General features: G+C 49.6%; 27 protein-coding genes. 22 read left to right on the top strand and 5 right to left on the bottom strand.

From position 1 onward, the window contains the following. Positions 1-95 precede the first annotated feature (95 nt). Positions 96-647, top strand: coding sequence for a hemerythrin domain-containing protein (locus tag AC6R1A_RS12360; RefSeq protein ID WP_334551402.1), 552 nt, complete (start codon positions 96-98; stop codon positions 645-647). 64 nt (positions 648-711) lie between these two features. Here the strand turns inward: AC6R1A_RS12360 and AC6R1A_RS12355 are convergent, their stop codons facing one another. Further along, positions 712-894, bottom strand: coding sequence for a DUF3545 family protein (locus AC6R1A_RS12355; protein ID WP_500626993.1), 183 nt, complete (start codon positions 892-894; stop codon positions 712-714). A 707-nt stretch (positions 895-1,601) separates the two neighbouring features. Between AC6R1A_RS12355 and AC6R1A_RS12350 the strand changes: the two genes are divergently transcribed. From AC6R1A_RS12350 to deoD, 10 genes are all read left to right on the top strand, one after another. Continuing rightward, the gene (locus tag AC6R1A_RS12350) at positions 1,602-3,035 is read left to right on the top strand and encodes an alanine/glycine:cation symporter family protein (protein ID WP_500633728.1); all 1,434 of its coding nucleotides are present in this window, start codon (positions 1,602-1,604) and stop codon (positions 3,033-3,035) included. Between the two features lie 93 nt (positions 3,036-3,128). Then, positions 3,129-3,902: a peroxide stress protein YaaA gene (yaaA, locus tag AC6R1A_RS12345; protein WP_500633729.1), complete on the top strand. Its 774-nt coding sequence runs from the start codon at positions 3,129-3,131 to the stop codon at positions 3,900-3,902. A gap of 49 nt (positions 3,903-3,951) precedes the next feature. Then, on the top strand, positions 3,952-4,119 hold the full coding sequence (locus tag AC6R1A_RS12340; RefSeq protein ID WP_334568323.1) for a DUF5363 family protein: 168 nt from the start codon (positions 3,952-3,954) through the stop codon (positions 4,117-4,119). Further along, entirely contained in the window at positions 4,119-4,892 is a 774-nt protein-coding gene (locus AC6R1A_RS12335) for a TatD family hydrolase (RefSeq protein WP_500633730.1), read from the top strand. Before AC6R1A_RS12340 ends, AC6R1A_RS12335 begins: the two co-directional genes overlap by 1 nt. 205 nt (positions 4,893-5,097) lie before the next feature. Further along, a complete protein-coding gene (locus AC6R1A_RS12330) occupies positions 5,098-6,360 on the top strand; it encodes a NupC/NupG family nucleoside CNT transporter (protein WP_334551393.1) in 1,263 nt (420 codons plus the stop codon). 265 nt (positions 6,361-6,625) lie between these two features. Further along, positions 6,626-6,796 (top strand): XapX domain-containing protein, encoded by a 171-nt coding sequence (locus AC6R1A_RS12325; protein WP_334551391.1) that lies wholly within the window; start codon positions 6,626-6,628, stop codon positions 6,794-6,796. 262 nt (positions 6,797-7,058) lie between these two features. Beyond that, positions 7,059-7,835 (top strand): deoxyribose-phosphate aldolase, encoded by a 777-nt coding sequence (deoC, locus tag AC6R1A_RS12320; RefSeq protein ID WP_500626996.1) that lies wholly within the window; start codon positions 7,059-7,061, stop codon positions 7,833-7,835. Positions 7,836-7,921: 86 nt separating this feature from the next. Next, positions 7,922-9,250: a thymidine phosphorylase gene (deoA, locus tag AC6R1A_RS12315; protein ID WP_500633731.1), complete on the top strand. Its 1,329-nt coding sequence runs from the start codon at positions 7,922-7,924 to the stop codon at positions 9,248-9,250. Between the two features lie 66 nt (positions 9,251-9,316). Then, on the top strand, positions 9,317-10,537 hold the full coding sequence (locus tag AC6R1A_RS12310; RefSeq protein WP_500633732.1) for a phosphopentomutase: 1,221 nt from the start codon (positions 9,317-9,319) through the stop codon (positions 10,535-10,537). A gap of 96 nt (positions 10,538-10,633) precedes the next feature. Then, positions 10,634-11,353 (top strand): purine-nucleoside phosphorylase, encoded by a 720-nt coding sequence (gene deoD / locus AC6R1A_RS12305; RefSeq protein WP_334551387.1) that lies wholly within the window; start codon positions 10,634-10,636, stop codon positions 11,351-11,353. Positions 11,354-11,443: 90 nt separating this feature from the next. On the opposite strand, the gene AC6R1A_RS12300 is transcribed toward deoD, so the two are convergent. Continuing rightward, positions 11,444-12,049, bottom strand: a complete 606-nt coding sequence (locus tag AC6R1A_RS12300; RefSeq protein ID WP_500626999.1) for a YtjB family periplasmic protein — start codon at positions 12,047-12,049, stop codon at positions 11,444-11,446. 101 nt (positions 12,050-12,150) lie between these two features. Between AC6R1A_RS12300 and serB the strand changes: the two genes are divergently transcribed. Further along, entirely contained in the window at positions 12,151-13,152 is a 1,002-nt protein-coding gene (serB, locus tag AC6R1A_RS12295) for a phosphoserine phosphatase (protein ID WP_500633733.1), read from the top strand. A 106-nt stretch (positions 13,153-13,258) separates the two neighbouring features. Here the strand turns inward: serB and AC6R1A_RS12290 are convergent, their stop codons facing one another. Further along, the gene (locus AC6R1A_RS12290) at positions 13,259-13,699 is read right to left on the bottom strand and encodes a CBS domain-containing protein (protein WP_334551382.1); all 441 of its coding nucleotides are present in this window, start codon (positions 13,697-13,699) and stop codon (positions 13,259-13,261) included. 337 nt (positions 13,700-14,036) lie between these two features. Here AC6R1A_RS12290 and queA point away from each other — a divergent pair, with 337 nt between their 5' ends. The 10 genes from queA (at position 14,037) to AC6R1A_RS12240 (ending at position 24,027) form a co-directional block, all read left to right on the top strand. Beyond that, on the top strand, positions 14,037-15,101 hold the full coding sequence (gene queA / locus AC6R1A_RS12285) for a tRNA preQ1(34) S-adenosylmethionine ribosyltransferase-isomerase QueA (RefSeq protein WP_500631524.1): 1,065 nt from the start codon (positions 14,037-14,039) through the stop codon (positions 15,099-15,101). Between the two features lie 55 nt (positions 15,102-15,156). Beyond that, positions 15,157-16,290: a tRNA guanosine(34) transglycosylase Tgt gene (gene tgt / locus AC6R1A_RS12280; protein WP_334551378.1), complete on the top strand. Its 1,134-nt coding sequence runs from the start codon at positions 15,157-15,159 to the stop codon at positions 16,288-16,290. A gap of 163 nt (positions 16,291-16,453) precedes the next feature. Next, positions 16,454-16,783, top strand: coding sequence for a preprotein translocase subunit YajC (yajC, locus tag AC6R1A_RS12275; RefSeq protein WP_334568317.1), 330 nt, complete (start codon positions 16,454-16,456; stop codon positions 16,781-16,783). A gap of 20 nt (positions 16,784-16,803) precedes the next feature. Continuing rightward, a complete protein-coding gene (gene secD / locus AC6R1A_RS12270) occupies positions 16,804-18,660 on the top strand; it encodes a protein translocase subunit SecD (RefSeq protein WP_334551376.1) in 1,857 nt (618 codons plus the stop codon). A gap of 14 nt (positions 18,661-18,674) precedes the next feature. Beyond that, positions 18,675-19,622, top strand: coding sequence for a protein translocase subunit SecF (gene secF / locus AC6R1A_RS12265; RefSeq protein ID WP_334551374.1), 948 nt, complete (start codon positions 18,675-18,677; stop codon positions 19,620-19,622). A gap of 100 nt (positions 19,623-19,722) precedes the next feature. After that, complete coding sequence (locus AC6R1A_RS12260; protein ID WP_500633734.1) at positions 19,723-20,217, top strand: hypothetical protein; 495 nt, start codon at positions 19,723-19,725, stop codon at positions 20,215-20,217. Between the two features lie 87 nt (positions 20,218-20,304). Next, positions 20,305-20,637 carry a DUF1904 domain-containing protein gene (locus AC6R1A_RS12255; RefSeq protein ID WP_334551370.1) on the top strand — a complete coding sequence of 111 codons (333 nt, stop codon included), beginning with the start codon at positions 20,305-20,307 and terminating at the stop codon, positions 20,635-20,637. A gap of 40 nt (positions 20,638-20,677) precedes the next feature. Further along, entirely contained in the window at positions 20,678-21,541 is an 864-nt protein-coding gene (gene mepA, locus AC6R1A_RS12250) for a penicillin-insensitive murein endopeptidase (protein ID WP_500633735.1), read from the top strand. A gap of 156 nt (positions 21,542-21,697) precedes the next feature. Beyond that, positions 21,698-23,035: a cytochrome ubiquinol oxidase subunit I gene (locus AC6R1A_RS12245; protein ID WP_500631521.1), complete on the top strand. Its 1,338-nt coding sequence runs from the start codon at positions 21,698-21,700 to the stop codon at positions 23,033-23,035. Further along, a complete protein-coding gene (locus AC6R1A_RS12240; RefSeq protein WP_500633736.1) occupies positions 23,035-24,027 on the top strand; it encodes a cytochrome d ubiquinol oxidase subunit II in 993 nt (330 codons plus the stop codon). The genes AC6R1A_RS12245 and AC6R1A_RS12240 overlap by 1 nt, the downstream gene beginning before the upstream one ends. A gap of 50 nt (positions 24,028-24,077) precedes the next feature. Here AC6R1A_RS12240 and AC6R1A_RS12235 read toward each other — a convergent pair whose 3' ends face one another. Then, positions 24,078-24,332, bottom strand: coding sequence for a YfhL family 4Fe-4S dicluster ferredoxin (locus AC6R1A_RS12235; RefSeq protein WP_334551367.1), 255 nt, complete (start codon positions 24,330-24,332; stop codon positions 24,078-24,080). 2 nt (positions 24,333-24,334) lie between these two features. Further along, positions 24,335-25,735: a prephenate-dependent tRNA uridine(34) hydroxylase TrhP gene (gene trhP, locus AC6R1A_RS12230; protein ID WP_334551365.1), complete on the bottom strand. Its 1,401-nt coding sequence runs from the start codon at positions 25,733-25,735 to the stop codon at positions 24,335-24,337. Positions 25,736-25,784: the final 49 nt, after the last annotated feature.

The following is a 25,784-nucleotide window of genomic DNA, read 5'->3' as shown; positions in this document are numbered from 1 at the left end:
ATAATGGTAAAGATGTTGTTTTTTCGAACAGCATCAAAACACGCTTTGCGTTTCTCTAATACACTGTTTACGTGTCGGTGTTAAGGAGAAACGCTATGATGATTGAACGGATAAGGCGAGAGCATGGATACATGGTGCGTTTGCTCGCCATACTTCGCCATAAATTGAACCAGTTAAAAGACGAGCGTCCCGTTAATTACGCGGTTCTGCGTGAAATCGTCGATTATCTGGCGACCCACTCTGAACGGGTCCATCACCCGAAAGAAGACATTCTCTATCACTACTACCAATCGCATTATGGTCAACACCATAAGATTGATGATCTTGAACACGATCATCAGGCGCTATCAGAAAAGACCCATGATTTTTTGCAAACGGTGGATATGGTCTTGCAAGATGCAGTGATCCCGCAGCAGGTCTTCATTGACCAGTTAGAGTCGTTCCTCAATATGCAAAAACAGCACCTCGAAATGGAAGAAAAGCAGGTCTTCCCGTACTTAATGGATGTCTTTACGGTAGAGGATTGGCAGGCAGTCGAAGCTCAGTGGAGTGTGTGCGAAGACGACCCAGTGTTTGGTGAGACGATAGCAGAGCAATACCAACAGTTGGCAGAGCGCATTCATCAAACTGAGCACGAGTGTACGTGATCCTTTGCTGTTCCTAGCGCGTGAAAAGCAGAAAGAGAGGCTCAAGGCCTCTCTTTCTTAATTCTTAGTATTCGATGCTCTCCACATCGTCAAAACCGATATCCATATCCATCAGCTCTTTCTTTAGCCGTTGACGATCTTTGATTGCTTCGATTTCTCGCCACTTACGTTTAACGGGTTTAGAGCGCGCTGCTCGTGCGCGCGGCGCCTCATAGTCCATAAAGTCATCAAAATTTAAGCCTTCCATAAGCTACCTCATTTTATCGTTATGACCGTCCTAAACGGGGTAAATTCTTAATACCACTCAACGTGGAGACTAACCATGATTCGTTTCTCATTTGTTACGTTTCGATGAAGTTTTTTCTGACTTTTCTTCACTGAATCACAAAAAATCGTGCTTGAGGTGGTTGAAATTTGTTCAAACGAGTTCACGCAAACGATTAAATGCGAAAAAAGTGGATGTTAAAGGCTTGTGGAGGTGATTAGGGTTGTGCGTGTCTCTTGCCATACAAGAGTGGCATTAAACCATACTTCATTTTTTATCTTGATGCTCAGTGCATCGAGAGCCTCGCAAGCTATGCAGAGTAAGGGGTTGTCTGTTGCTTTGGCGGCATTAATAGGTCGTCATTGGCAAGACTCTGTGCGTTGTTAATTTTTTATTGAGTTGTTTTGTTGTTGTGTGGTTTTTGTGCTTGTTTGTGTTAACTGTTGGTGATTTTACGGTGAAAAATAACAAGCTTAGTCTCACTGTTGCGTATTGATTTTTGTTTGCTCAGGTTGCATTATCGCGCCGTCAAAATTTCCGCTGAGATGTAAAGGACGTGCCTTTGGGGCGTGACACGCTGAGGTTGCAGACAATGATAATATATAGTTTGAGCTACACTTTGACACTCAACAGCGCAACCCAACGTAGGCTCGGATGCCTAACCAGCGAACACTCACTATGAGGATCCTATGACAGACTTAATTAATTTGATGAATGACCTGCTGTGGGGGTCTATTCTCGTTTATCTACTGGTTGGTGTCGGCGTTTACTTCACCGTAAGACTGGGCTTTATCCAGTTCCGCCACTTTGGCCACATGTTCTCAGTGCTGAAAAACAGCCGTAAAGCCGACCAAGCGGGTATCTCCTCTTTCCAAGCCCTTTGTACCAGTTTGGCGGCGCGTGTCGGCACGGGTAACATGGCGGGTGTGGCCGTTGCACTGACCGTTGGCGGCCCTGGCGCTATTTTTTGGATGTGGTTGATTGCCATGCTAGGTATGGCAACGTCATTTGCAGAGAGCACGTTGGCACAGCTATACAAAACGAAAGACGATGACGGTAACTACCGTGGTGGTCCTGCTTATTACATGGAAAAAGGCTTGGGCATGCGCTGGATGGGCGTGATGTTCTCCATCTTCCTTATTATTGCCTTTGGTTTGGTCTTCAATGCCGTGCAAGCAAACTCGATTGCTAGCGCGATGAATACCGCGTTTGGTTGGGATACCAAAGTCGTTGGCATTGCAGTGGTATTGCTGTCTGCTGTGGTTATCTTTGGCGGTATTAAGCGTATTGCAAAAGTGGCTGAGCTTATTGTACCGGTTATGGCGCTGGCTTACTTGCTATTGGCGATGTTTATCATGCTGACCAACCTTGAGAAGTTGCCAGGCGTGCTTTCACTAATTATTAAGAGCGCATTTGGTCTGCAAGAAGCGGCGGCTGGTGGCCTAGGTTATGCGATTGCTCAAGCGATGATCAACGGCATCAAGCGTGGCCTGTTCTCGAACGAAGCGGGTATGGGTTCTGCGCCTAATGCAGCAGCTTCTGCAACGCCTTATCCACCACACCCAGCGTCACAAGGTTACGTGCAAATGTTGGGCGTATTCATGGACACCATTGTGATCTGTTCAGCAACGGTAGCGATCATCTTGATGTCGGGTGAGTACCTAGGTACTGAAACGGCGGTGACAGGTATCGAGCTGACTCAGCGCGCGCTAAGCTCACAAGTGGGTGATTGGGGTGGGATCTTTGTTGCTGTAGCAATCTTCTTCTTCGCGTTTACCTCGATCATTGCAAACTACTCATACGCAGAAACTAACCTGATCTTCCTAGAGCACAATCACAAGGCGGGCCTTGGCCTGTTCCGTATCGTGGTTCTGGGTATGGTGATGTTTGGCTCTGTGGCAGCGCTGCCAGTGGTTTGGGATATGGCCGATGCATCAATGGGCTTAATGGCACTGGTGAACCTAGTCGCGATTATCTTGCTCTCTGGTACTGTGGTTAAGCTAGCAAAAGACTACAATCGTCAGCTTAATGAAGGCAACGTTCCGACCTTTGATGCCAATGATTTCCCAGAGTTGAAATCTCAGCTTGAAGATGGCATCTGGGATCAAAAAGAAAAGAATTGATAGCTGAATACTATTGAAATGATTCATAAAGCCGTGCAGACATTGCACGGCTTTTTTTGTACCCTAAGGTAAACAATCAATAAGAGTAAAGTCATGTTAATCGTCGTTTCTCCAGCGAAAACCTTAGATTACGAATCACCCTTGGTGACCGAAACCTACACACAGCCTGAGTTAATTGACTACTCCAAGCAGTTGATTGAGGTGTGCCGTAAACTGACGCCAGCCGATGTGGCGAGTTTGATGAAGGTCAGTGACAAAATCGCCGATCTGAACGTTGGCCGCTTCCAAGAGTGGAGCGAGACATTCACACTCGACAATGCCCGCCAAGCGATTTTGGCGTTCAAAGGCGATGTCTATACAGGTCTTGATGCCCAGACACTCACAGAGGCGGATTTCGAGTACGCTCAGCGCCATTTACGTATGCTGTCTGGCCTTTATGGTCTGCTTAAGCCGCTTGACCTGATGCAACCATACCGTCTTGAAATGGGGACTAAGCTTGCCAATGAGAAAGGCACCAACTTGTATCAGTTCTGGGGGAATGTGATTACCGACAAGCTCAATCAAGCGATCACCGAACAAGGGGACAACGTCTTGGTCAACCTAGCCTCCAATGAGTATTTTAAGGCGGTTAAGCAAAAGAACTTGGATGCGCAGGTGATTACGCCGGTGTTTAAAGACTGCAAAAACGGCCAATATAAAGTGATCAGCTTTTATGCCAAAAAAGCGCGCGGCATGATGGCGCGTTTTATTATCGAAAACCGCATCGAGAGTGTCGCGGATTTGACCCAGTTCAACACGGCGGGGTACACCTTTGCTGAGGATGAGTCGAGCGCGACTGAGTTAGTCTTCAAACGTGAAGAGCAGTAGTGAAGGCGAGTGGTCATCGTTGCTAGCATCGGGCAGGGGAGTCATGCACATGTGGAAGAGATTAAAACATTGGCTTGAGCGCTACGACGCTTGGTGCCACTCGATGGGCCTTACTCCTGGGCAAAAGCGCAGTTGCGTGCCGTACCGATCTGATGATGCAAGGCAGAGCGACGCTGCCACTTCGTCCTCATCACCCACTTCAAAGGCGCAGCAGTAATGCGCCTTTTTGATACTCACTGTCATCTCGATTTTGCCCCATTTAAGGCTCAATTGGGGGCAACATTGCAAGAAGCCAGTGAGCAAGGAGTCGAGCGTTTTCTTGTTCCTGCGATTGGCGAAAGCAATTGGAGCGATCTTATTGCGCTATCTCACCAGCACACGAGCTTGTACGTCAGTTTGGGGTGCCATCCCTATTTTGTTCACACCGACTCATTGATTGAGGTCAGTCGCCTAGAAGCTCAATGTGAGTCGGCAGGCTCAGTGTGTGTCGCGGTCGGAGAGTGCGGCTTAGATGCCATGATCGATGTCGACGCGCAGCGACAAGAAGCGGTGTTTGAGGCGCAGATCAGCGTGGCCAAGAACCTGCGGCGGCCCTTGATTCTTCACGGGCGAAAAAACTATCACCGCTTGTTGCAACTGCTTAAACAGCACCGTTTTCACTACGGTGGGATTTTGCATGGGTTTTCCGGCAGCTATCAGCAAGCGATGCAATTTGTTGAGCTCGGTTTCTACATCGGTGTGGGCGGAGTGATTACCTACCCAAGAGCGAATAAGACGCGTCAAGCGGTGACGCAGGTGCCCATCGACCATCTTGTTTTGGAAACCGACGCGCCAGACATGCCGTTGTCAGGGTATCAAGGCCAAGCCAATCATCCTAAGCGTTTACCCCAAGTGTTAACGACATTGGCGCAACTGAAGCAGAGTTGTGAGCAAACGGTTGCGGAAAACGTTTGGAAAAACAGCTTTTTGGCACTGTCTATTTGTGAATGAATTCTAAATAAAATGTGCTTTTTATGATTTCTGTAAACTTTGGTTGTGACTATTGTCACACTTACGAGTGAACAAGTGGTGAATCTTATCAGAAACTGTGAACGCGGCATTACTTTATCGGTGGACGGATGAGTATAATTGCCCGTGCTTTTGAGCTCCATTTTGTAACACGCCAACAAATAACTTAATAAGGAAGTCATAAACTATGAGCCTGTTTATGAGCCTAGTCGGTATGGCAGTTTTGATCGCTATCGCGCTTCTACTGTCTGATAACCGCAAAGCTATCAATCTAAGAACTGTGGGTGGCGCTTTTGCTATCCAATTCATCATCGGTGGTTTCGTTCTGTACGTACCATGGGGTCGTGATCTTCTAGCTGGTTTCTCAGCTGGTGTACAAAACGTGATCGACTACGGTAAAGACGGTACTGGTTTCCTATTCGGCAGCCTAGTTAACTTCTCAGTTGACGGTATCGGTTTCATCTTTGCTTTCCAAGTACTACCAACGCTAATCTTCTTCTCTGCGCTAATTTCTGTACTTTACTACATCGGTGTGATGCAGTGGGTTATCAAGATTCTTGGTGGCGGTCTACAAAAAGCACTGGGTACATCACGTGCCGAGTCTATGTCTGCAGCAGCGAACATTTTCGTAGGTCAAACTGAGGCACCACTTGTGGTTCGTCCGTTTGTACCTAAAATGACTCAGTCTGAGCTATTTGCAGTGATGTGTGGTGGTCTAGCGTCTGTAGCAGGTGGTGTACTTGCTGGTTACGCTTCAATGGGTGTACCTCTAGAGTACCTTGTTGCTGCATCATTCATGGCAGCACCAGGTGGTCTACTGTTCGCTAAAATCATCAAACCTGAAACTGACACGCCAAATGACGATCTAGGCGCGGACATCGACGGTGGTGACGACAAGCCTGCTAACGTTATCGATGCAGCAGCTGGCGGTGCGTCTGTCGGTCTACAGCTTGCGCTTAACGTTGGTGCAATGCTACTTGCGTTCATCGGCCTTATTGCTCTTATCAACGGCATCCTAGGTGGCGTTGGCGGTTGGTTCGGTATGCCTGAACTGACACTAGAAATTCTTCTAGGTTACATCTTCTCACCACTTGCATTCCTAATTGGTGTGCCTTGGGAAGAAGCGACGCTAGCGGGTTCATTCATCGGTCAGAAACTGGTGGTGAACGAATTCGTTGCTTACCTAAACTTCGTTCCTTACGTTGGTGATGCAGCTCAAGTTGTACCAGCAACCGGTGAAGTGATGTCGACTAAGACAGCCGCTATCATCTCGTTCGCGCTATGTGGTTTCGCAAACCTTTCTTCAATTGCGATTCTACTAGGTGGTCTAGGTGGTCTAGCGCCAAACCGTCGTCACGACATCGCTCGTATGGGTGTGAAAGCGGTCGCAGCAGGTACTCTGTCTAACTTGATGGCAGCAACCATCGCTGGCTTCTTCCTATCTTTCTAATTTAAGAAGCGATAGATTATATAGACGCCGTTTTATAAGACCCCGTAGTTGCATAGCTTGCTATGTACTACGGGGTTTTTTCGTTGTTTAAAGGTCTGGAGTATTTCCAGACAACAAGATTCATAACGTTTGTGCAGTGGATAAAACTCAGCAATCGTTAAGCCGGATCTTTTTTGAGATACAAACCGTTTGCGCTCTGTGTGCGACTACAGTTTTGCGATAAATATCTATACTGTATAGGTGTAAAGAAAATAGGCCTAAACTGATGAATGATGTGATTCTCGCGACCTTAGCGGGCTTTGTTGTCGGAATCCTGTTTTCCGCCATCAAGCTGCCCATTCCAGCACCTCCAGTATTACCGGGAGTGATGGGAATTGTGGGCGTTTATCTTGGTGGTGTAACCTTTCAATGGATCATTGAAAGGTTTTTTAGTTAACGCTAATTAATACAAGGAGTATGATTAGCGCGGCAACATCGGTTGCCTGAGGCGTCACAAAGCGCCTAGACACGTTAGACACCGCAATCGCAGATTGTTGTGCCATAGACCAAATTGGTACTGTGCGGTGACAAGGATAGCAATTGGTACATGTTCGCTGTATGTAGCAAGTCTTCAAGGAACCAAGTCCGTTCATTAATGATTACACCTTAATCATAGGGATTAAGGCGGTGAACTTTTTGAATATTGATCGGAGATAGAAATGAGCGATTTAAAAGCAGCTGCACTACGTGCACTAAAACTTATGGACCTAACTACGCTGAATGACGATGACACTGACGCGAAAGTTATTTCACTGTGTCATGATGCAAAATCAGCGGTAGGTAACACAGCTGCCATCTGTATTTACCCTCGCTTTATTCCTATTGCTAAGAAGACCCTTCGTGAGCAAGGCACACCTGACGTTCGTATCGCAACGGTAACGAACTTCCCACACGGCAATGACGATATCGAGATTGCGGTAGCGGAAACCAAAGCTGCTGTGGCTTATGGTGCTGATGAGGTCGATGTGGTGTTCCCATACCGCGCACTGATGGCGGGCAATGAGGAAGTGGGCTTCGAATTGGTGAAGCAATGTAAAGCAGCGTGTGGCGATATCTTGCTCAAAGTGATCATCGAAACTGGTGAGCTGAAAGAAGAAGCGCTAATCAAGAAAGCGTCAGAAATCTGCATCAAAGCAGGCGCTGATTTTATTAAAACCTCAACAGGCAAAGTGCCGGTGAATGCAACACCTGAATACGCTCGCATGATGCTCGAAGTTATCCGCGATATGGGTGTGGCTGAGACCGTTGGCTTCAAACCTGCAGGCGGCGTACGTACCGCAGAAGATGCTGCCGCGTACCTAGCGATGGCCGATGAGATCCTAGGCGACAACTGGGTCGATGCGCGTCACTACCGCTTTGGTGCGTCTAGCCTGCTGACAAACCTACTCAATACATTAGAAGTAACAGACGAAACGGCGGATCCAAGCGCTTACTAAGCGACGTCGGTTTGTTCGGTGGCGCGTTGTGCGCCACCTTACCTCTTTACCTTATTACCACCGCATTCAATGCGTGGGAGGCTCTAATGTACTTACCACAAGAAATTATTCGTAAAAAACGTGACGGTGAAGTGCTCACCGCAGACGAAATTAACTTTTTTATCCAAGGCGTTGCAAACGACAGCGTATCTGAAGGTCAGATAGCGGCGTTTGCGATGGCGGTTTTCTTCAATGAAATGACCATGCCCGAGCGCATTGCACTGACTTGTGCGATGCGTGACTCTGGCATGGTGATCGACTGGAGCCACATGAACTTTGATGGCCCGATTGTCGATAAGCATTCCACCGGTGGTGTGGGTGATGTGACCTCGCTGATGTTAGGGCCAATGGTCGCTGCCTGTGGCGGTTTTGTTCCTATGATCTCGGGGCGTGGCCTCGGTCATACCGGTGGCACACTGGACAAACTGGAATCGATTCCCGGCTACAACATCACGCCAAGTAATGAGGTGTTTGGTCAAGTGACCAAAGAGGCAGGGGTGGCGATCATCGGTCAAACCGGCGATCTAGCACCGGCTGATAAGCGTGTTTACGCGACGCGTGACATTACTGCGACGGTCGATAACATCTCCTTGATCACAGCGTCCATCCTGTCTAAGAAACTCGCAGCGGGTCTTGAGTCTTTGGTGATGGACGTGAAAGTTGGCTCGGGCGCCTTTATGCCAACGTATGAAGCCTCAGAAGAGTTGGCTAAGTCTATTGTCGCGGTGGCCAATGGTGCGGGCACCAAAACCACCGCAATTTTGACGGACATGAACCAGGTCCTCGCCTCGTCTGCTGGAAACGCCGTGGAAGTGCGCGAAGCGGTGCGCTTCCTAACGGGTGAATATCGCAATCCACGCCTTCTTGAAGTGACGCTGGCCTCTTGTGCAGAAATGCTGGTGCTCGGAAATTTAGCCGACGACACACAAGACGCGCGCGCTAAATTAATGAAGGTACTCGATAACGGTAAAGCGGCAGAGTGTTTTGGCAAAATGGTGGCAGGCCTGGGTGGCCCAGCGGATTTTGTTGAGAACTATGAGCAATACCTAGAAAAAGCGGACATCATTAAACCGGTTTACGCGCAAGAGTCCGGTGTCGTTTCGGCGATGGATACACGCGCGATTGGGATGGCGGTGGTTGCCATGGGCGGCGGACGCCGCGTGGCCAGCGACAAGATTGATTACGCCGTGGGCTTTGATCAATTTATTCGCCTCGGTGAGATCGCTAGCAGCGAACAACCTCTTGCCGTCATTCATGCACGCAATGAGGCTCAGTGGGAAGAGGCCGCGCAGGCGCTGCGCAGTGCAATCAAAATTGGTGGTGAATACACCCCAACCCCTGAGGTTTACCGTCAGATTCGCGCAGAAGACATTTAATCGACGACATCATTACATTAGGCCCATTCAGGCACACAGTAGCTGAGTGGGCGAAAGGAATACGCAATGAAAAGAGCATTTATTTTAGTCCTAGACTCATTCGGTATCGGCGCGACGGCGGATGCGGATAAGTTTGGCGATGTGGGCTCCGACACACTGGGTCATATTGCGGATCAGTGTGAGCAAGGCCTAGCGGACAACGAGCAACGCCAAGGTGCGTTGCGCCTGCCGAACCTGTCTAAGCTTGGCTTGGCGATGGCGCATAAAGAATCAACCGGACGCTTTGCTCCGGGGCTTGATGATAACGCAGAGGTTATCGGTGCCTACGGTCATGCGGCAGAGCTCTCTTCCGGTAAAGATACCCCATCGGGTCACTGGGAGATCGCAGGTGTACCCGTTCTGTTTGATTGGGGCTACTTTAGCGACAAATCGAGCAGCTTCCCGTCAGCGCTGACGGATCGCATTCTTGAGCGTGCGGGTTTAGATGGATTTCTTGGCAACTGCCATGCATCAGGCACGCAAGTGCTCGATGATCTTGGTGAAGAGCACATGAAAACCGGCAAACCTATCTTCTATACGTCGGCTGATTCGGTATTCCAAATCGCCTGCCATGAAGAGACGTTTGGTCTTGATAGATTGCTTGAGCTTTGCCAAATCGCTCGTGAAGAGCTTGAAGACTACAACATTGGTCGCGTCATTGCGCGTCCATTTATTGGTCCGGGTAAAGGTCAATTTGAGCGTACGGGTAATCGTCGCGATCTCTCTGTTGAACCGCCATCTGCGACCGTGTTGCAAAAACTGGTTGAAGAGAAGCAAGGAGAAGTGGTCTCGATTGGTAAGATTGCCGACATCTACGCCAACTGTGGCATCACCAAAAAAGTGAAAGCCACGGGTATTCCTGCTTTGTTTGAAGCGACTCTTGAGCAAATCAAAGCCGCACAGGACAACACCATAGTGTTCACCAACTTCGTTGACTTTGATTCTGCCTACGGCCACCGCCGTGATGTTGCAGGTTATGCGGCGGCATTGGAATACTTTGATGGTCGCATCAACGAAGTGATGGCACTGATGCAGGAAGACGATGTGCTGATTCTGACGGCGGACCACGGCTGCGATCCCACTTGGCCAGGAACCGATCATACCCGTGAGCACATTCCTGTGATTGTCTACGGGCAAAAAGTGCCGGCTGGGTCATTGGGTCGCCGCGAGTCATTTGCCGATATCGGCCAAACGCTCGCGAGCTATTTTGGCACTTCGCCAATGGATTACGGTAAGAACTTCCTCTAAAAGAGGCGGTTTTTCCCTGACTCTCACGCAGAGGTTGCAAGCGATAGCTGCTCACCTCTGCTTTATTTCATTCGTTTCAACTAAGGACATTGAATTATGGCAACTCCACATATTAACGCAGAAATGGGGGCATTTGCTGACGTCGTATTGATGCCAGGTGACCCACTACGTGCAAAATACATCGCGGAAACCTTCCTCGATGATGTCGTTCAAGTGTGTGATGTGCGTAATATGTTCGGTTACACGGGCACGTATAAAGGCCGCAAAGTTTCAGTAATGGGACACGGCATGGGCATTCCTTCTTGCTCCATTTACGCCACTGAGCTTATCAAAGACTTCGGTGTGAAAAAGATCATTCGTGTGGGTAGCTGCGGCGCGGTGAGCACCGATATCAAAGTGCGCGACGTCGTGATCGGCATGGGAGCTTGTACCGATTCGAAAGTGAACCGCATCCGCTTCAAAGGTCATGACTTCGCAGCGATTGCAGATTACAAAATGGTGCGCGCGGCAGAAGAAGCTGCAAAGGCACGTGGTATTGACGTTAAAGTCGGTAACCTGTTCTCGGCTGAGTTGTTCTACACGCCAGATCCAGAGATGTTTGATGTGATGGATAAGTACGGCATCGTGGGTGTGGAAATGGAAGCGGCAGGCATCTACGGTGTGTGTGCCGAGTACGGCGCGAAAGCACTGACCATCTGTACCGTTTCTGACCACATCAAAACTGGCGAGCAAACCACATCCGATGAGCGTCAAACGACCTTCAATGACATGATGGTGGTCGCACTCGATTCTGTACTGATTGGCGATACTCTGTAAGTATTCTTGCTTTGTTGTACAAAGAGCCCCGCAATCGCGGGGCTCTTTTTTTGAATGCTTACTTGTGGCTTAGCGTGTGGGTGAGGAGGGTTAACTCATCTCTTTGAGCAGTAAATTCTCTTGTTTCACTTTTGGCTTTCTGCGGATGATGAGCGCAAGCAGGAGGCCGGCAATAAAGCTCATCGCCACCATGGTGACCATGTAGCGGTCACTTTTTCGGTAGTAGTGATCGGAAAACGCGGTTAAGCGCCCTGTTTCGAACGTGATGCGCACAAAGCCAATCACCACACCGTCGTTGTAGATAGGCTCGACCAGTTGCTGTTTGCCAATGCTGGCGGTTTGCAGTGGGGTGTCCAGCCCCAATGTTTCCCGCACCGATTTGGCTTGATCGCTGGCCGCAAGACGAATGCCTTCGGCATCATAAATGGTCGCATCATACACCAAACGGTCGTTGGCCAATTGGTTAGCCAGTGCCAACAGCCGCTCTTGGTCGTCGTTTAAAATCATATCGCTGGAAGAGAGTGAGGCTTGCGAGATCAAGATCTTGGTCAATGTCTCAAGCTGGTTGGCTTGGATTTCCTCATTACCCTGAGTAATTTTGACACTGTTGACACCAATCGTCACCACCATTGCAATCAAGGCTAAGATCGCGACGGCGCGAATGGCCATCCGAAATGAGAAGAGTGAGGTGTCCATGAAAGCCCCGCGAGTTTAATTCCACCAATCGGCATATTGATACTTGCACAGATAAATTGCAATAGGTTAACGTGTGGAGAGAAATTCTAGGGAAGTGATACATGGACACGTTCAACACCGATATACACGCTGCTCTCTCGGTCAGCAAACCGCTTTCAATTCGTAAGCACATCCCACTGTGCAATCGTATACCAGAAACCCGACACACCAGCCGCTTTGATATCAATAAAGCCAATTGGATTGTTTTCGGTCACTACTTAAGCGCCAATCTCTTTGAAGATATCGATTTTTACACCGGGCAGTACAATGCGATTGTCGAAGTGTGGAAAGTCGGTCAATACGAAGTAGCTTTAATGGCCGGCGAGCTCACCACTGAGCATGAAGAAATTCTCCAAGCGATTGAGCTGGATTACGCTCGCCTGAACGACATTCCAGAGCTGAGCAAACCCGGATTGGTGGTGATGGACATGGACTCCACCGCGATTCAAATTGAATGCATTGATGAAATCGCCAAACTAGCCGGAGTGGGCGAAGAGGTCGCCGAGGTGACCGAGCGCGCGATGCAAGGAGAACTGGATTTTGAACAGAGCCTTCGTCAGCGTGTCGGCAAGTTAAAAGGGGCCGACGAGTCCATTTTAGGCTCGGTACGCGCTGAGTTGCCACTGATGCCTGATTTACCCGAGCTGGTGGCGACCTTCAAAGCGTTTGGTTGGAAAACCGCTATTGCCTCTGGTGGCTTTACCTACTTCTCGGACTACTTGAAAGAGACGCTAGCGCTTGATCATGCTCAGTCAAACCAATTGGAGATTGTGCAGGGCAAGTTGACCGGCAATGTCCTTGGCGACATCGTCGGCGCACAAACCAAAGCGGACATCGTGGATAGGCTAGCCGAGCAGTATGATATCGAACCACACAACACCATAGCCATTGGTGATGGCGCGAACGATCTTGTGATGATGGAGCGGGCGGGGCTCGGTATTGCTTATCACGCCAAACCTAAAGTGGAGCAGCAAGCCCAGTGCGCGGTGCGTTATGTTGGCCTTGGTGGTGTGATCTGTATTCTTTCGGCGCTACTGGTGAAGCAAAAGCGCGTCAGTTTTTGACGGCTTGCCTCGGGCGCTCTTCAAGCCTAAGCCCGACCTTTAAAAAGAGTGAGCCGCCAGTGCGTCTCACTCTTTTGTTTATCATCCCTATTTCATCGATATGGACTTATTCCATCTCCTCCGGCTCAGACTCTTCTTGCAGCTCAAGCAAATTGATGGCGATAGAAACAAAGTCACTGTCGGTAATGATGCCGACCAAGTGGCCTTTGTGCACCACGGGCAAGCAGCCCACTTTGTGTTTTTGCATGTAGACGGCGCTCTCTTTGAGCCCTGCTTGTGGATCAACCGTCATCACGCTGGTTTTCATCACTTCGTATAGCGGCGTTTGTAGCGTATAAGATTGGCTCTCTGGTAGGGCTTGTAAGCTTGATTCTTGGGCGGCTAACACATCGCGATGTGACACCACACCAAGCAGTTTTTTATTCGCATCGACAATGGGAATGTGGCGGATGTCCAGTGCGGTCATCATGTTCTTTGCGTCGCCAAGATTGTGAGAGCGGAGAAGCGTGTGTGGATTACGCGTCATCATGTCTTCGACCTTGATCATGGCTGCCTCCTGAGTTGTTATTTTTTACTCATTAAATATAGTCACTTTCCGGCGTTGAATGTGAGAGCCCGACCTATTTTTATGCTCTTTGACGCAGCGAATTGATGCGGCGTGACAAGGTGCAAAACTTGCGCTTTTGCTTAACCTTATTCCGGCACGGATCGGAATAAATCCACTCTCTTTTCTTGCTATTGACCGTGCGGCGCATATACTAGTCGGCTGCGAAAAACTTGTCGTCTGTTTGTGACAGAATCAGAGCGAGCAAGCATTTGAATCTAACCCTGAATTGGGGCGCCTTCTTTGCGGCCTCATTCATGCACTGCGATAGACTAGTAATATGCAAGTATCCGATTTTCATTTTGACCTGCCTGATGAGCTGATTGCTCGCTACCCACAACCAGAGCGTACGGCGAGCCGTTTACTGCAATTGGATGGCAACAGCGGTGAATTGGTTGATGGCACATTTACCGATGTTCTCGACAAGATTCAGCCTGGCGACTTAGTGGTGTTTAACAATACTCGAGTGATTCCCGCGCGCCTCTTTGGGCGTAAAGCATCGGGCGGCAAACTTGAGGTGTTGGTTGAGCGAGTGCTCGACGAAACGCGCATTCTCGCCCATGTGCGCTGCTCAAAATCACCCAAGCCGGGCTCGACCATTTTTGTCGGCGACAATGATGAATTTTCTGCCCTGATGGTCGCGCGTCATGACGCCTTGTTCGAACTCGATTTTCAATCCGATCTCAATGTGCTCTCCATCTTAGAGCAGATAGGGCATATGCCGCTGCCACCTTACATTGATCGCCCAGACGAAGACTCAGACAAAGAGCGTTATCAAACGGTTTACAACCAAAAACCTGGCGCAGTTGCGGCGCCGACAGCAGGCTTGCACTTTGACCAGCCTCTACTGGATAAAATCGCTCAGAAAGGGGCAGAATTTGCTTACGTGACGTTGCACGTTGGGGCGGGGACATTCCAGCCAGTGAAGGTTGAGAACATCAATGACCACCACATGCACGCTGAATACGTCGAAGTACCACAAGAGGTGGTCGAGGCGATTGAAGCGACTCGGGCACGCGGCGGTCGAGTGATTGCGGTCGGTACCACGTCGGTACGCTCTTTAGAAAGTGCCGCGCAAGATGCGTTGAAAAAAGGCACGCCACTGGCGCCATTTTTCGGTGATACGGAAATCTTCATCTACCCTGGCTATGAGTACCAATTGGTGGATGCGCTTATCACCAATTTCCATCTCCCAGAGTCGACGCTCATCATGCTGGTGAGTGCATTTGCGGGCTACGACAATACGATGAACGCTTACCGCCACGCGGTGGAGAAGCAATATCGCTTTTTCTCTTACGGCGATGCCATGTTCATCTCCAAAAAGACTCAGAGCGCTAACGCGTAATTGGCGTTGGTGCGATATTAAACCGTCAGACTGTTTCTCTGACACTGGAGGCTTCGTGAAGTTAACATTTGAACTTAAGAAAAAAGATGGCGTTGCGCGCCGTGGTCAATTGACCTTTGAGCGCGGAACCGTGCAAACGCCAGCGTTTATGCCTGTGGGTACCTATGGTACGGTGAAAGGCATGACCCCTGAAGAAGTAAAAGGGATCGGCGCCGAGATCTTGCTTGGTAACACTTTCCATCTGTGGTTACGCCCGGGGCAAGAAGTGATGAAGCTGCATGGTGACCTGCATGACTTTATGAACTGGCAAGGGCCGATTTTGACTGACTCTGGTGGCTTCCAGGTCTTCAGTCTTGGCGATATTCGAAAGATCACCGAAGAGGGGGTTCACTTTCGTAACCCGGTGAACGGTGACAAAATTTTCATGGACGCTGAAAAGTCGATGGAAATTCAATACGATCTGGGCTCGGATATTGTGATGATCTTTGACGAGTGTACGCCATACCCAGCGACACACGATGAAGCGAAGAAGTCGATGGAAATGTCACTGCGTTGGGCGCAGCGTTCACGCGATCATTTTGATAAGCTCGAAAACCCGAACAGTCTATTTGGTATTGTTCAGGGCGGCGTGTACGAAGACTTGCGTGATGTGTCAGTGAAAGGTCTGACAGACATAGGCTTTGATGGTTACGCTGTGGGTGGTTTGGCCGTGGGTGAGCCAAAAGAAGACATGCACCGCATTCTTGAGCACACCTGTCCGCAACTGCCTGAAGACAAACCTCGTTACTTAATGGGGGTTGGCAAACCGGAAGATTTGGTAGAAGGTGTTCGCCGTGGCATCGACATGTTTGACTGTGTGATGCCAACGCGCAACGCTCGTAATGGCCACCTGTTTGTCACTGGCGGTGTGATCAAGATCCGTAATGCAAAACACAAAACGGATACGACGCCATTGGATCCACACTGTGACTGTTACACTTGCCAAAACTACTCGAAGTCCTATTTGCATCACCTAGAGCGCTGCAATGAGATTTTGGGCGCGCGTTTGAACACGATTCACAATTTGCGCTACTACCAACGCTTGATGGCAAGCATCCGAAAGGCGATTGATGAAGACCGCTTTGACGCGTTTGTGGAAGAGTTCTATGCACGTCGTGACCGCGAAGTGCCGCCACTGACGAAAGCATAACGATTGAAAGCCTTTGACCTATGGTCAGAGGCTTTTGCTAATAAAATAGGCAAACAGCGTGCATTTTTGAGAGGGTGATCTCTATTGTTTAATCTGACCCTTGAAAGTGTTTGGCTAAAGCCCAATTTGGATATCAATAAAATATAAATAGAGGATTATTTTAATGTTTATTTCTCAAGCTCACGCAGCCGCTGAAGGCGCACCAGCAGGTGGCGGTTTCGAAATGTTGATCATGCTAGGTATGTTCGCGGTTATCTTTTACTTCATGATCTACCGCCCACAGTCTAAGCGTGTGAAAGAGCACAAGAACCTAATGGCTTCTATGGGCAAAGGTGACGAAGTGCTGACGAGCGGTGGTCTAGTGGGTAAGATCACTAAGATTGCAGAAGACAACGATTACATCTCAATCGAACTTAACGCGAACAACGAAGTTGTGATCAAGAAAGACTTCGTGACTGCAGTGCTACCAAAAGGTACGCTGAAATCTCTATAAACAGCTAGAGGATCCTCGCTGTGCTTAACCGCTATCCGTTATGGAAGTATTTGATGGTGGTGCTAACCATCGCTATCGCTGCGTTGTACGCACTTCCGAATTTATACGGTGAAGATCCGGCAATTCAAGTGACAGGGGCGCGCGGCGCCTCTGTTGATCTGTCAACGCTGGACTCTGTCACTCAAGCTCTTGAAAAAGAGGGCTTATCTCATAAATCCATTGCTCTAGAAAATGGATCCATCCTTGTACGCTTTACGAGTACCGATACGCAAATCAGTGCGCGCGACGTCATCAGCGAAGCGCTCGGTAACGATACTATTGTCGCACTTAACCTTGCACCATCCACACCGGACTGGCTAGAAGCGATTGGCGCTGCGCCAATGAAGTTAGGTCTAGACTTGCGTGGTGGTGTTCACTTCCTGATGGAAGTGGATATGGACGCGGCGATGGAAAAACTCGTCGGCCAGCAAGAAGAAGCGTTTCGTAGTGAGCTTCGCGAAGAGAAAATTCGTTACCGCGCCATTCGCCCACTGGGCAAAGATGCGGTCGAAGTGCTGCTTCGTGATGGCGAGCAGCTAGCGCAAGCAAAACGTGTTCTCGAAGGTCTACACCCTGACATGTTGTTTGTGGAGTCAGGCAGCGAGAGCCGCTTTGCACTCAAAGCAACCTTTACCGAGCAACGCCTCACCGAAATTCGCAACTACGCGGTAGAGCAGAACATTACGATTTTGCGTAACCGTGTGAACGAACTAGGTGTTGCGGAGCCATTGGTTCAGCGTCAAGGTGCAAGCCGCATTGTGGTCGAGCTTCCCGGCGTACAAGACACCGCTCGCGCGAAAGAAATTCTCGGTGCGACGGCGACGCTTGAGTTCCGTGAAGTGGATGCGAGCGCTGACCTTGCTGCTGCTGCCAGTGGCCGCGCGCCAGCGGGCAGTGAAATCAAGCAAGATCGTGATGGTCGCCCTGTCGTGCTGAAAAAGCGTGTCATTCTTGGTGGTTCAAGCATCACGGATGCGAGCTCCAGCGTGGATGAGTACGGTCGCCCACAGGTGAACATCTCACTCGACAGTGAAGGTGGCAACAAGATGTCGGCGTTCTCGCGTCAAAATATCGGTAAGCTGATGGCAACGGTATTTGCAGAGTACAAAGACAGCGGTAAACGCACTCCTGAAGGCAAAGTGATTCTGTCTAAGCATGAAGAAGTGATCAACCAGGCGACCATTCAATCGGCACTTGGACGTAACTTCCGCATCACAGGTATCGATTCTGCCGCCGAAGCGCACAACCTTGCGTTGCTACTACGTGCGGGGGCTCTGATTGCGCCAATCTCGATTGTTGAAGAGCGTACCATTGGTCCATCAATGGGACAGCAGAACATCGATATGGGTGTCCAAGCGTGTATTTGGGGTATGGTCGCAGTCATGTTGTTTACCTTGCTCTACTACCGCAAGTTTGGCTTGATTGCCAACATGGCGCTGATGGCGAACTTGGTGCTTATTATCGGGGTAATGTCGATGATTCCAGGGGCAACCATGACGCTGCCAGGGATTGCCGGTATTGTCTTGACGGTCGGTATGGCGGTGGATGCCAACGTGCTGATTTTTGAGCGTATCCGAGAAGAGCTGCGTGATGGACGCAATCCACAACAAGCGATTCACCAAGGTTACGCCAACGCGTTCAGTACTATTGCGGATGCAAACATCACGACGTTGATCACCGCGATTATCTTGTTTGCCGTTGGTACTGGTGCCATCAAAGGTTTTGCGGTCACGCTGTCTATCGGTATTTTGACCTCCATGTTTACTGCTATCGTCGGTACCCGTTGTGTGGTTAACCTACTGTACGGCGGTAAGCGCATTAATAAACTGTCGATCTAGGGCTAGGAATACGTATGTTTCAGATTCTAAAAGCAGAGAAAACGATCGACTTTATGCGTTGGTCAAAGGCAGCATTCGCGCTGTCTATTGTGATGATCGCTGCGGCGCTCTTCACGCTATCAACTAAATGGTTGAATTGGGGCTTAGACTTCACTGGCGGTACGCTGATTGAAGTGGGCTTTGAGCAACCGGCAAACCTTGAAGAGATTCGTGGTGCGCTTGATGCCAAAGGCTTCGGTGACGCTACGGTGCAAAACTTTGGTAGTGCCCGTGATGTCATGGTGCGTTTGCGTCCTCGTGATGACGCTTCAGGCGAAACCTTAGGCAACCAAATCATCAGTGCCATTAAAGAGGGCACGGGTGAAAACGTAGAGATGCGCCGTATCGAGTTTGTCGGCCCGAACGTGGGTGATGAGCTGACAGAAGCGGGCGGTCTGGCGATCTTGGTGTCGCTGATCTGTATCTTGATTTACGTCTCGGTGCGCTTTGAGTGGCGTTTGGCGGCGGGCGCGGTACTTGCCTTGGCTCACGACGTTATCATCACCTTGGGCATCTTCTCTTTGATGCAAATTGAAGTGGATCTTACCATTGTCGCGGCCTTGCTGACGGTAGTGGGTTACTCGCTCAACGATACGATTGTTGTCTTTGACCGTATCCGTGAAAACTTCCGCAAGATGCGTAAAGGCGAATCGGCTGAGGTCATGAACAACTCCATTACCCAAACGCTGAGCCGTACCTTGATCACTTCGGGCACGACCTTGTTTGTGGTTATCGCCTTGTTTACCCAAGGTGGTGCGATGATTCACGGTTTTGCCACTGCGCTATTGCTTGGTATCACAGTGGGTACTTACTCTTCTATCTATGTTGCCTCAGCGCTGGCATTGAAGCTGGGTATCACCCGAGAGCACCTGATGCCACCTCAAGTTGAAAAAGAGGGCGCTGAGTTTGATGAGATGCCTTAATGGCTCTCTTACATTCTCCGTGCTCGCTACCTCTATTTGAGCTACTCCAAAGCCGCTGATGTCAGCGGCTTTTTTGTTCCTACTCACCGAAGGAAGAGTGATGAGAATTCGATTGTTGCTAGTGATGCTGGTGAGTCCACTGGCCTGCGCCAATACGCTGTTGATACCGATATTGAATGGCGATGCAATACGCCAAGAGATCCAGGAAACTTGGCTGGCGTGTGAGCGCGATACTTGGTGTGAGATGGCGCTGGACTATCATAAAGAGCACTATATTGCTGAAGCCACCTTAGACGGTGCAACGCTTTCAATCAAATTACTGTCATCGTTTTCACCCCATCAATGGAGTCAGCTGCAGTTACATCTTCGCCAAGATGGTTTTGTGCTCAACCGCGTCACCATCGATGATCAGAGTTTAGATATCGAGACAGAACTCGCGCTTGCGTCAAACCAAGAGGTCGAAACCAAAATAGTGCGGCTTCTGGGGCAAGCCTCGCCTCGGTCTACCCAGCGCCTAGTCTATCAACATCGAGATTGGCGAGCGATGATCGTCAGTCAGGATGGGGTTCTTCGCGTGACGTTCGAGCCACGATAATGTTAGAGGTCGTCGCATGCAGGAATGCGATGGGCATTGCTCAATATCTTGTTATCATGGAGCAAACTCAACAATAGGATCTTATCTATGCCTCATCTACGTTTTCGAGCGGTGGAGCCGCAAACGGTTCAAACCTTATCCTCAACACTGCTTGATGAGCTCCAACCACACATGGATTGCCCCAAAGAGGATTTCACCTTTGAATACATCTATACCACGTTTTTTTATGATGGAGAGGTCAGCCAAGCGTATCCGTTTGTCGAAGTGTTGTGGTTTGATCGCGGCCAAGAGACCCAAGATGCGGTCGCGAGCATCATTACTCGTCAGGTTCGCGGCGTGCTTGGCGAAGAGGTCGATGTGGCGGTAATTTTCACGGCGCTTGAAGCCAGCGGCTATTATGATAATGGTGACCATTATTAAACGCTGAGCGGCAACGGTAAATGGAGGGAAGGGATGAGTCATGAAAGCAGGGACGATTTGGCGACTTAGCGCCTTTCTACCTATCGCCTTGATGATGAGCTTTGGCTCATCGGTCAGTGCCACGCCTTGGGAGGCCATTTCATCTCCGTCTCAATCTCAGCCGCAGGCGATAGGAAGCTACGCCAATGGCTGCTTAGCGGGGGCTAAGGCGCTACCGCTTGAAGGGGAAGGGTATCAAGTGCTGCGCAGCCAGCGCGCTCGATACTACGCTCACCCCAGTGCGATTCGCTACATCGAACATTTGGCTGAGCAAGCGCATCGAACGTTGAACACCTCACTCTTGATTGGCGATCTTTCTCTGCCACAAGGCGGTCGTTTTTCGTCGGGCCATTCAAGTCATCAAACAGGGCTCGATATCGACATTTGGCTTAGGTTGGTAGATGCGCCATTGAGTTCTCGTCAGTTGGCCAAACCTGAGCCTCTGAGCGTGGTCAACCTTGAGCAGTACCGCTTAGTGAAAGCGAGCTGGGATCGTCGTCATTTTGACTTGATCAAGCTTGCAGCCAGTGATGACGACGTCGCTCGAATTTTTGTTCACCCCGTTATCAAAGACACCTTGTGCCGCAGCGAAGAGAGCCAAGACAGAACATGGCTTCGCAAAGTTAGGCCTTGGTGGGGGCATCATTACCACATGCATGTTCGGCTTCGCTGCCCTAAGGGCAGTGATGCCTGTCAACCTCAAGCCGCGCCTCCTGCGGGGGATGGTTGCGGCGCAGAGCTTGCCAGTTGGAAACCACAGCCCAAACCTGCCATCAAAACGCTAACACCGAGCACGACAAACAAAAAGAAAACGCCGAAAGTACCACCCGGCCAATGTTTGGCATTACTAGCAGAACAGTCTTGAACCCTGTCATTCGTTTTCATGTTTTCTTCTAAATAAGATAAAAAGTGCGCTACTCGGGCGATATTCATGAGTATCCGATCCAATACCCTCCGATATCCGTAAGAAATTTTCAGAAATTTCGATTTAATTTGGGTTATTAGCTGTTGAGGTAGTGAGATGTTAGATACCCTCATGTTGTCGCGAATCCAGTTTGCGGCCAATATTAGTTTTCATATTTTATTCCCAACCATCACCATCGCTCTGGCATGGATGTTGGTGTTTTTCAAATGGCGCTACAACCGAACGCAAGCGCCAGTTTGGCTCGATGTTTATTACTTTTGGGTCAAGGTGTTTGCACTCACATTCGCACTCGGTGTTGTCTCAGGCATTACGATGAGTTTTCAGTTTGGCACTAATTGGCCGGGCTTTATGGAGCGTGTGGGTAATGTTGCAGGTCCTCTGCTGGGCTACGAAGTAATGACGGCCTTTTTTATGGAGGCGACCTTTCTTGGCGTGATGCTGTTTGGTCGAGGCCGTGTGCCCGACTGGTTCCATACTTTGGCCACCGTCTTGGTGGCGGTCGGCACGACCATGTCGGCGTTTTGGATTCTGGTACTGAATAGTTGGATGCATACGCCAGCTGGGTATGAAGTCATCGATGGTGTGGTGCATGTCACCAGTTGGAAGGACGTCATCTTCAACCCCTCTTTGCCTTATCGGTTTGCGCATACCCTATTGGCGTCTGGTTTGACCGCAAGCTTTTTGATCGCAGGCATCAGTGCCTATCAGCTTATTAAGCAACCTAGCCATCGTGCAGCCAAGCTTGGATTGAGAGTTTCACTGTTAGCGGCGGCGTTGTTCATTCCTGTTCAGATTTTTGTCGGTGACTTGCACGGCTTGAACACCTTAGAGCATCAACCGGCGAAGATTGCGGCGATGGAAGGAGTATGGGAAACAGAGCAAGGCGCTCCGCTGCTTCTGTTTGCTTGGCCAAATGAAGAGCTGCGTCAGAACGAATTCGCGCTAGGGATCCCACATTTGGCGAGTTTGATTCTCACTCATTCGCTTGATGGGGAAATTGTCGGCCTCAATGACTTTGCACCCAATCACCCACCAGTAAAGCCGCTGTTTTTTGGCTTTCGGGTCATGGTTGGGGTCGGACTATTGATGCTAGCAGTAAGTTGGTTTGGTGGTTATCGCTTGCTCAGAGCTCGAGACCTGCCGAGGCCCTACCTCTATGTCGTGGTCGCCATGACGTTTTCTGGGTGGATAGCGACGCTCGCAGGTTGGTATGTCACAGAGATAGGACGTCAACCTTGGCTTGTCACTGGTGTACTGAGAACGGCAGAAGCCGTCACACCATTGGCACCATCGAATGTGATGATCTCCTTGTCGATGTATCTTGTCGTTTATGCTGCTCTTCTTCTGGCGTACATCCACACCTTGTTTTATCTCGCTCGTAAGGACGTTGATGCTCACAAAGTTACGGCAACAGTACAACAAGGGGTATGCTAATGTTGAACTATTTACCAGAAGTTTATCTGTTGATCCTTGGCTTCACCGTATTTATGTATGCAGTGTTGGATGGCTATGATCTCGGCGTAGGTATGCTCCTTCCTAGCAACGATGAAGATCAGCGAGACAGAATGATTGCGTCGATTGGACCGTTCTGGGATGCCAATGAGACTTGGCTTGTATTGGCGGTTGGGATACTGTTGATAGCCTTCCCTAGTGCGCACAGTCTGATTTTTACCGAGCTCTATTTACCGACCGCCTTCATGCTGATTGCATTGATCATGCGAGGTGTCGCGTTTGATTTTCGAGCCAAGGCCAAAGCGGACTATAAGCAGCGGTGGGATAATTGTTTTAAATTGGGATCATTGCTCGCGGCACTGACCCAAGGATACATGGTGGGAAGGTACATCATGGGGTTCGAAGCATCGGCACAAGCTTACGGGTTTGCGTTTCTCAGTAGTCTTTGTGTCGCGTGCGCCTATGTATACATTGGCGGTGCTTGGCTGGTTCTCAAAACGGAAGGAAGATTGCAAGCCAGAGCTGCGCGTTGGTCACGCAGAGCGGGCTGGATTGCTGCGTTAGGGATAATCTCGGTCAGCATTGTTAACCCGCTAGTCAACCAACAGGTAGCGCAACGTTGGTTCAGCTTTCCGGAAATTCTGCTGCTTGCCCCGGTGCCTTTGGTGGTTTTGACGACAATCTACTTAGTTGACCGCTACTTACGTCGAGTTCCGACCAGTGATGATTGGGGCGCGCGTTGGCCTTTTATTGGTGCTGTGGTGATTTATGCGCTGAGCTTTTTGGGGCTAGCGTACAGTTTCTTTCCTCAAGTGGTACCTGGAATTATGGAGGCTCGCCAAGCGGCCTCTTCAGATGCGACGTTGATCATCGTCGGCTATGGTGTGGTTGTGGTGATGCCGATGATATTGCTCTACACCTTTGCGGTGTATCGAATATTTAAAGGCAAAGCCACAGAGCTCAGTTATAAATAACGCTGACTAACATAAAAAAACGCCGCTTCGATGAGCGGCGTTTTTTGGTATTAGGCTAACCCTTGAATGATGACGAACTTTTCGAGCAGTTCCTCTTCGGTCTCAATATGGTTTGGGTCCGTGATAATGCATTTGGTGATCGGACACACAGACTGACAGGTGGGTTTGTCGTAGTGCCCTTTACACTCTGTACAGAGATCAGGGTCGATCTCGAATATGCTGTCACCCATAGAGATAGCGCCGTTGGGGCACTCAGGGTCACACATATCGCAGTTAATGCACTTATCCGTGATCAGCAACGCCATGGTTATTTACCTGTTGGGTTACGGGTATCCTGACCAGCATTAAGGTTACGCATCAATAGACCAAATTCCAGATCCAAATCCTGTGGGACTGGAATGAAGACAAAGTGGCCATTGCCTTTTGCGTCATCGATAGACTCAGACTTGCGGTTTTCCATCGCTTCAAGCGTGAAGACTACATTACCTTTAGGTGTCATAAGCTCAAGGCTATCACCCACAACGAATTTGTTCTTCACTTCCACTTCTGCCATGTCACCGCGACGTTTACCGGTAAACTCACCGACAAACTGCTGAGAATCGGAAACAGAGTAGCCGTAGTCGTAGTTTTGGTAAGCATCGTGAGTGTGACGGCGAAGGAAGCCTTCGGTGTAACCACGGTGAGCTAGGCTTTCAAGCGTGCCCATTAGGCTCTCATCAAACGGACGACCAGCAACCGCATCATCGATCGCTTTACGGTAGACTTGCGCGGTGCGCGCACAGTAGTAGAAAGACTTAGTACGGCCTTCGATTTTTAGCGAGTGAACACCCATCTTCGTTAGACGCTCAACGTGCTGAACCGCACGGAGATCTTTCGAGTTCATGATGTAAGTGCCGTGCTCATCTTCGTAAGCGGCCATCTTTTCTTCTGGACGGTGAGCTTCAGAGAGCAGCACCACTTCGTCGGTTGGTTTGCCACGACCAATCGTGGTTTCAGGGCGCTCGTCTTGAACTTCAACAGGCTGCGCCTGTGATGGATCAAACTTCTCAACGATGTCGCCAGTGTCGTTTTCTTTGCCTTGCTCAACTTTGTATTCCCAACGACATGCGTTAGTACATGTGCCTTGGTTTGGGTCACGTTTGTTGATGTAGCCAGAAAGCAGACAGCGACCAGAATACGCCATGCAAAGTGCACCGTGAACAAAGACTTCGAGCTCTGTTTCAGGGCAGTGTTCACGGATCTCTTCGATCTCTTCTAGAGAAAGCTCACGAGAAACAATCACGCGTTCAACACCGTTGGCAGCCCAGAATTTTACCGTCGCCCAGTTCACCGCGTTCGCTTGTACTGATAAGTGGATTGGCATATCAGGGAAGGCTTCACGTACCATCATAATCAGACCAGGGTCAGACATGATTAAGGCGTCTGGGCCCATTTCGACCACAGGTTTAAGGTCGCGGATAAAGGTTTTTAGCTTTGAGTTGTGCGGCTGGATGTTGCACACCACGTAGAGTTTTTTACCCAGCGCATGCGCTTCATCGATACCGATTTTTAGGTTTTCGTGGTTGAACTCGTTGTTACGAACGCGCAGGCTGTAACGAGGTTGGCCCGCGTAAACGGCATCAGCGCCGTAGGCAAAGGCATAACGCATGTTTTTCAAGCTGCCTGCCGGTGACAGTAGCTCAGGAACAAAAGCTTTCTCAGTGGTCATAGTCATTTCTCTTCAATCTGATCTCAAGTCAGGCCGATTCCACCATATG

This window comes from Vibrio sp. R10-SG3-ISO3, from assembly GCF_059834225.1.
The sequence above is the reverse complement of the archived record's forward strand: the minus strand, read 5'-3'. Positions and strand labels throughout refer to the sequence as shown.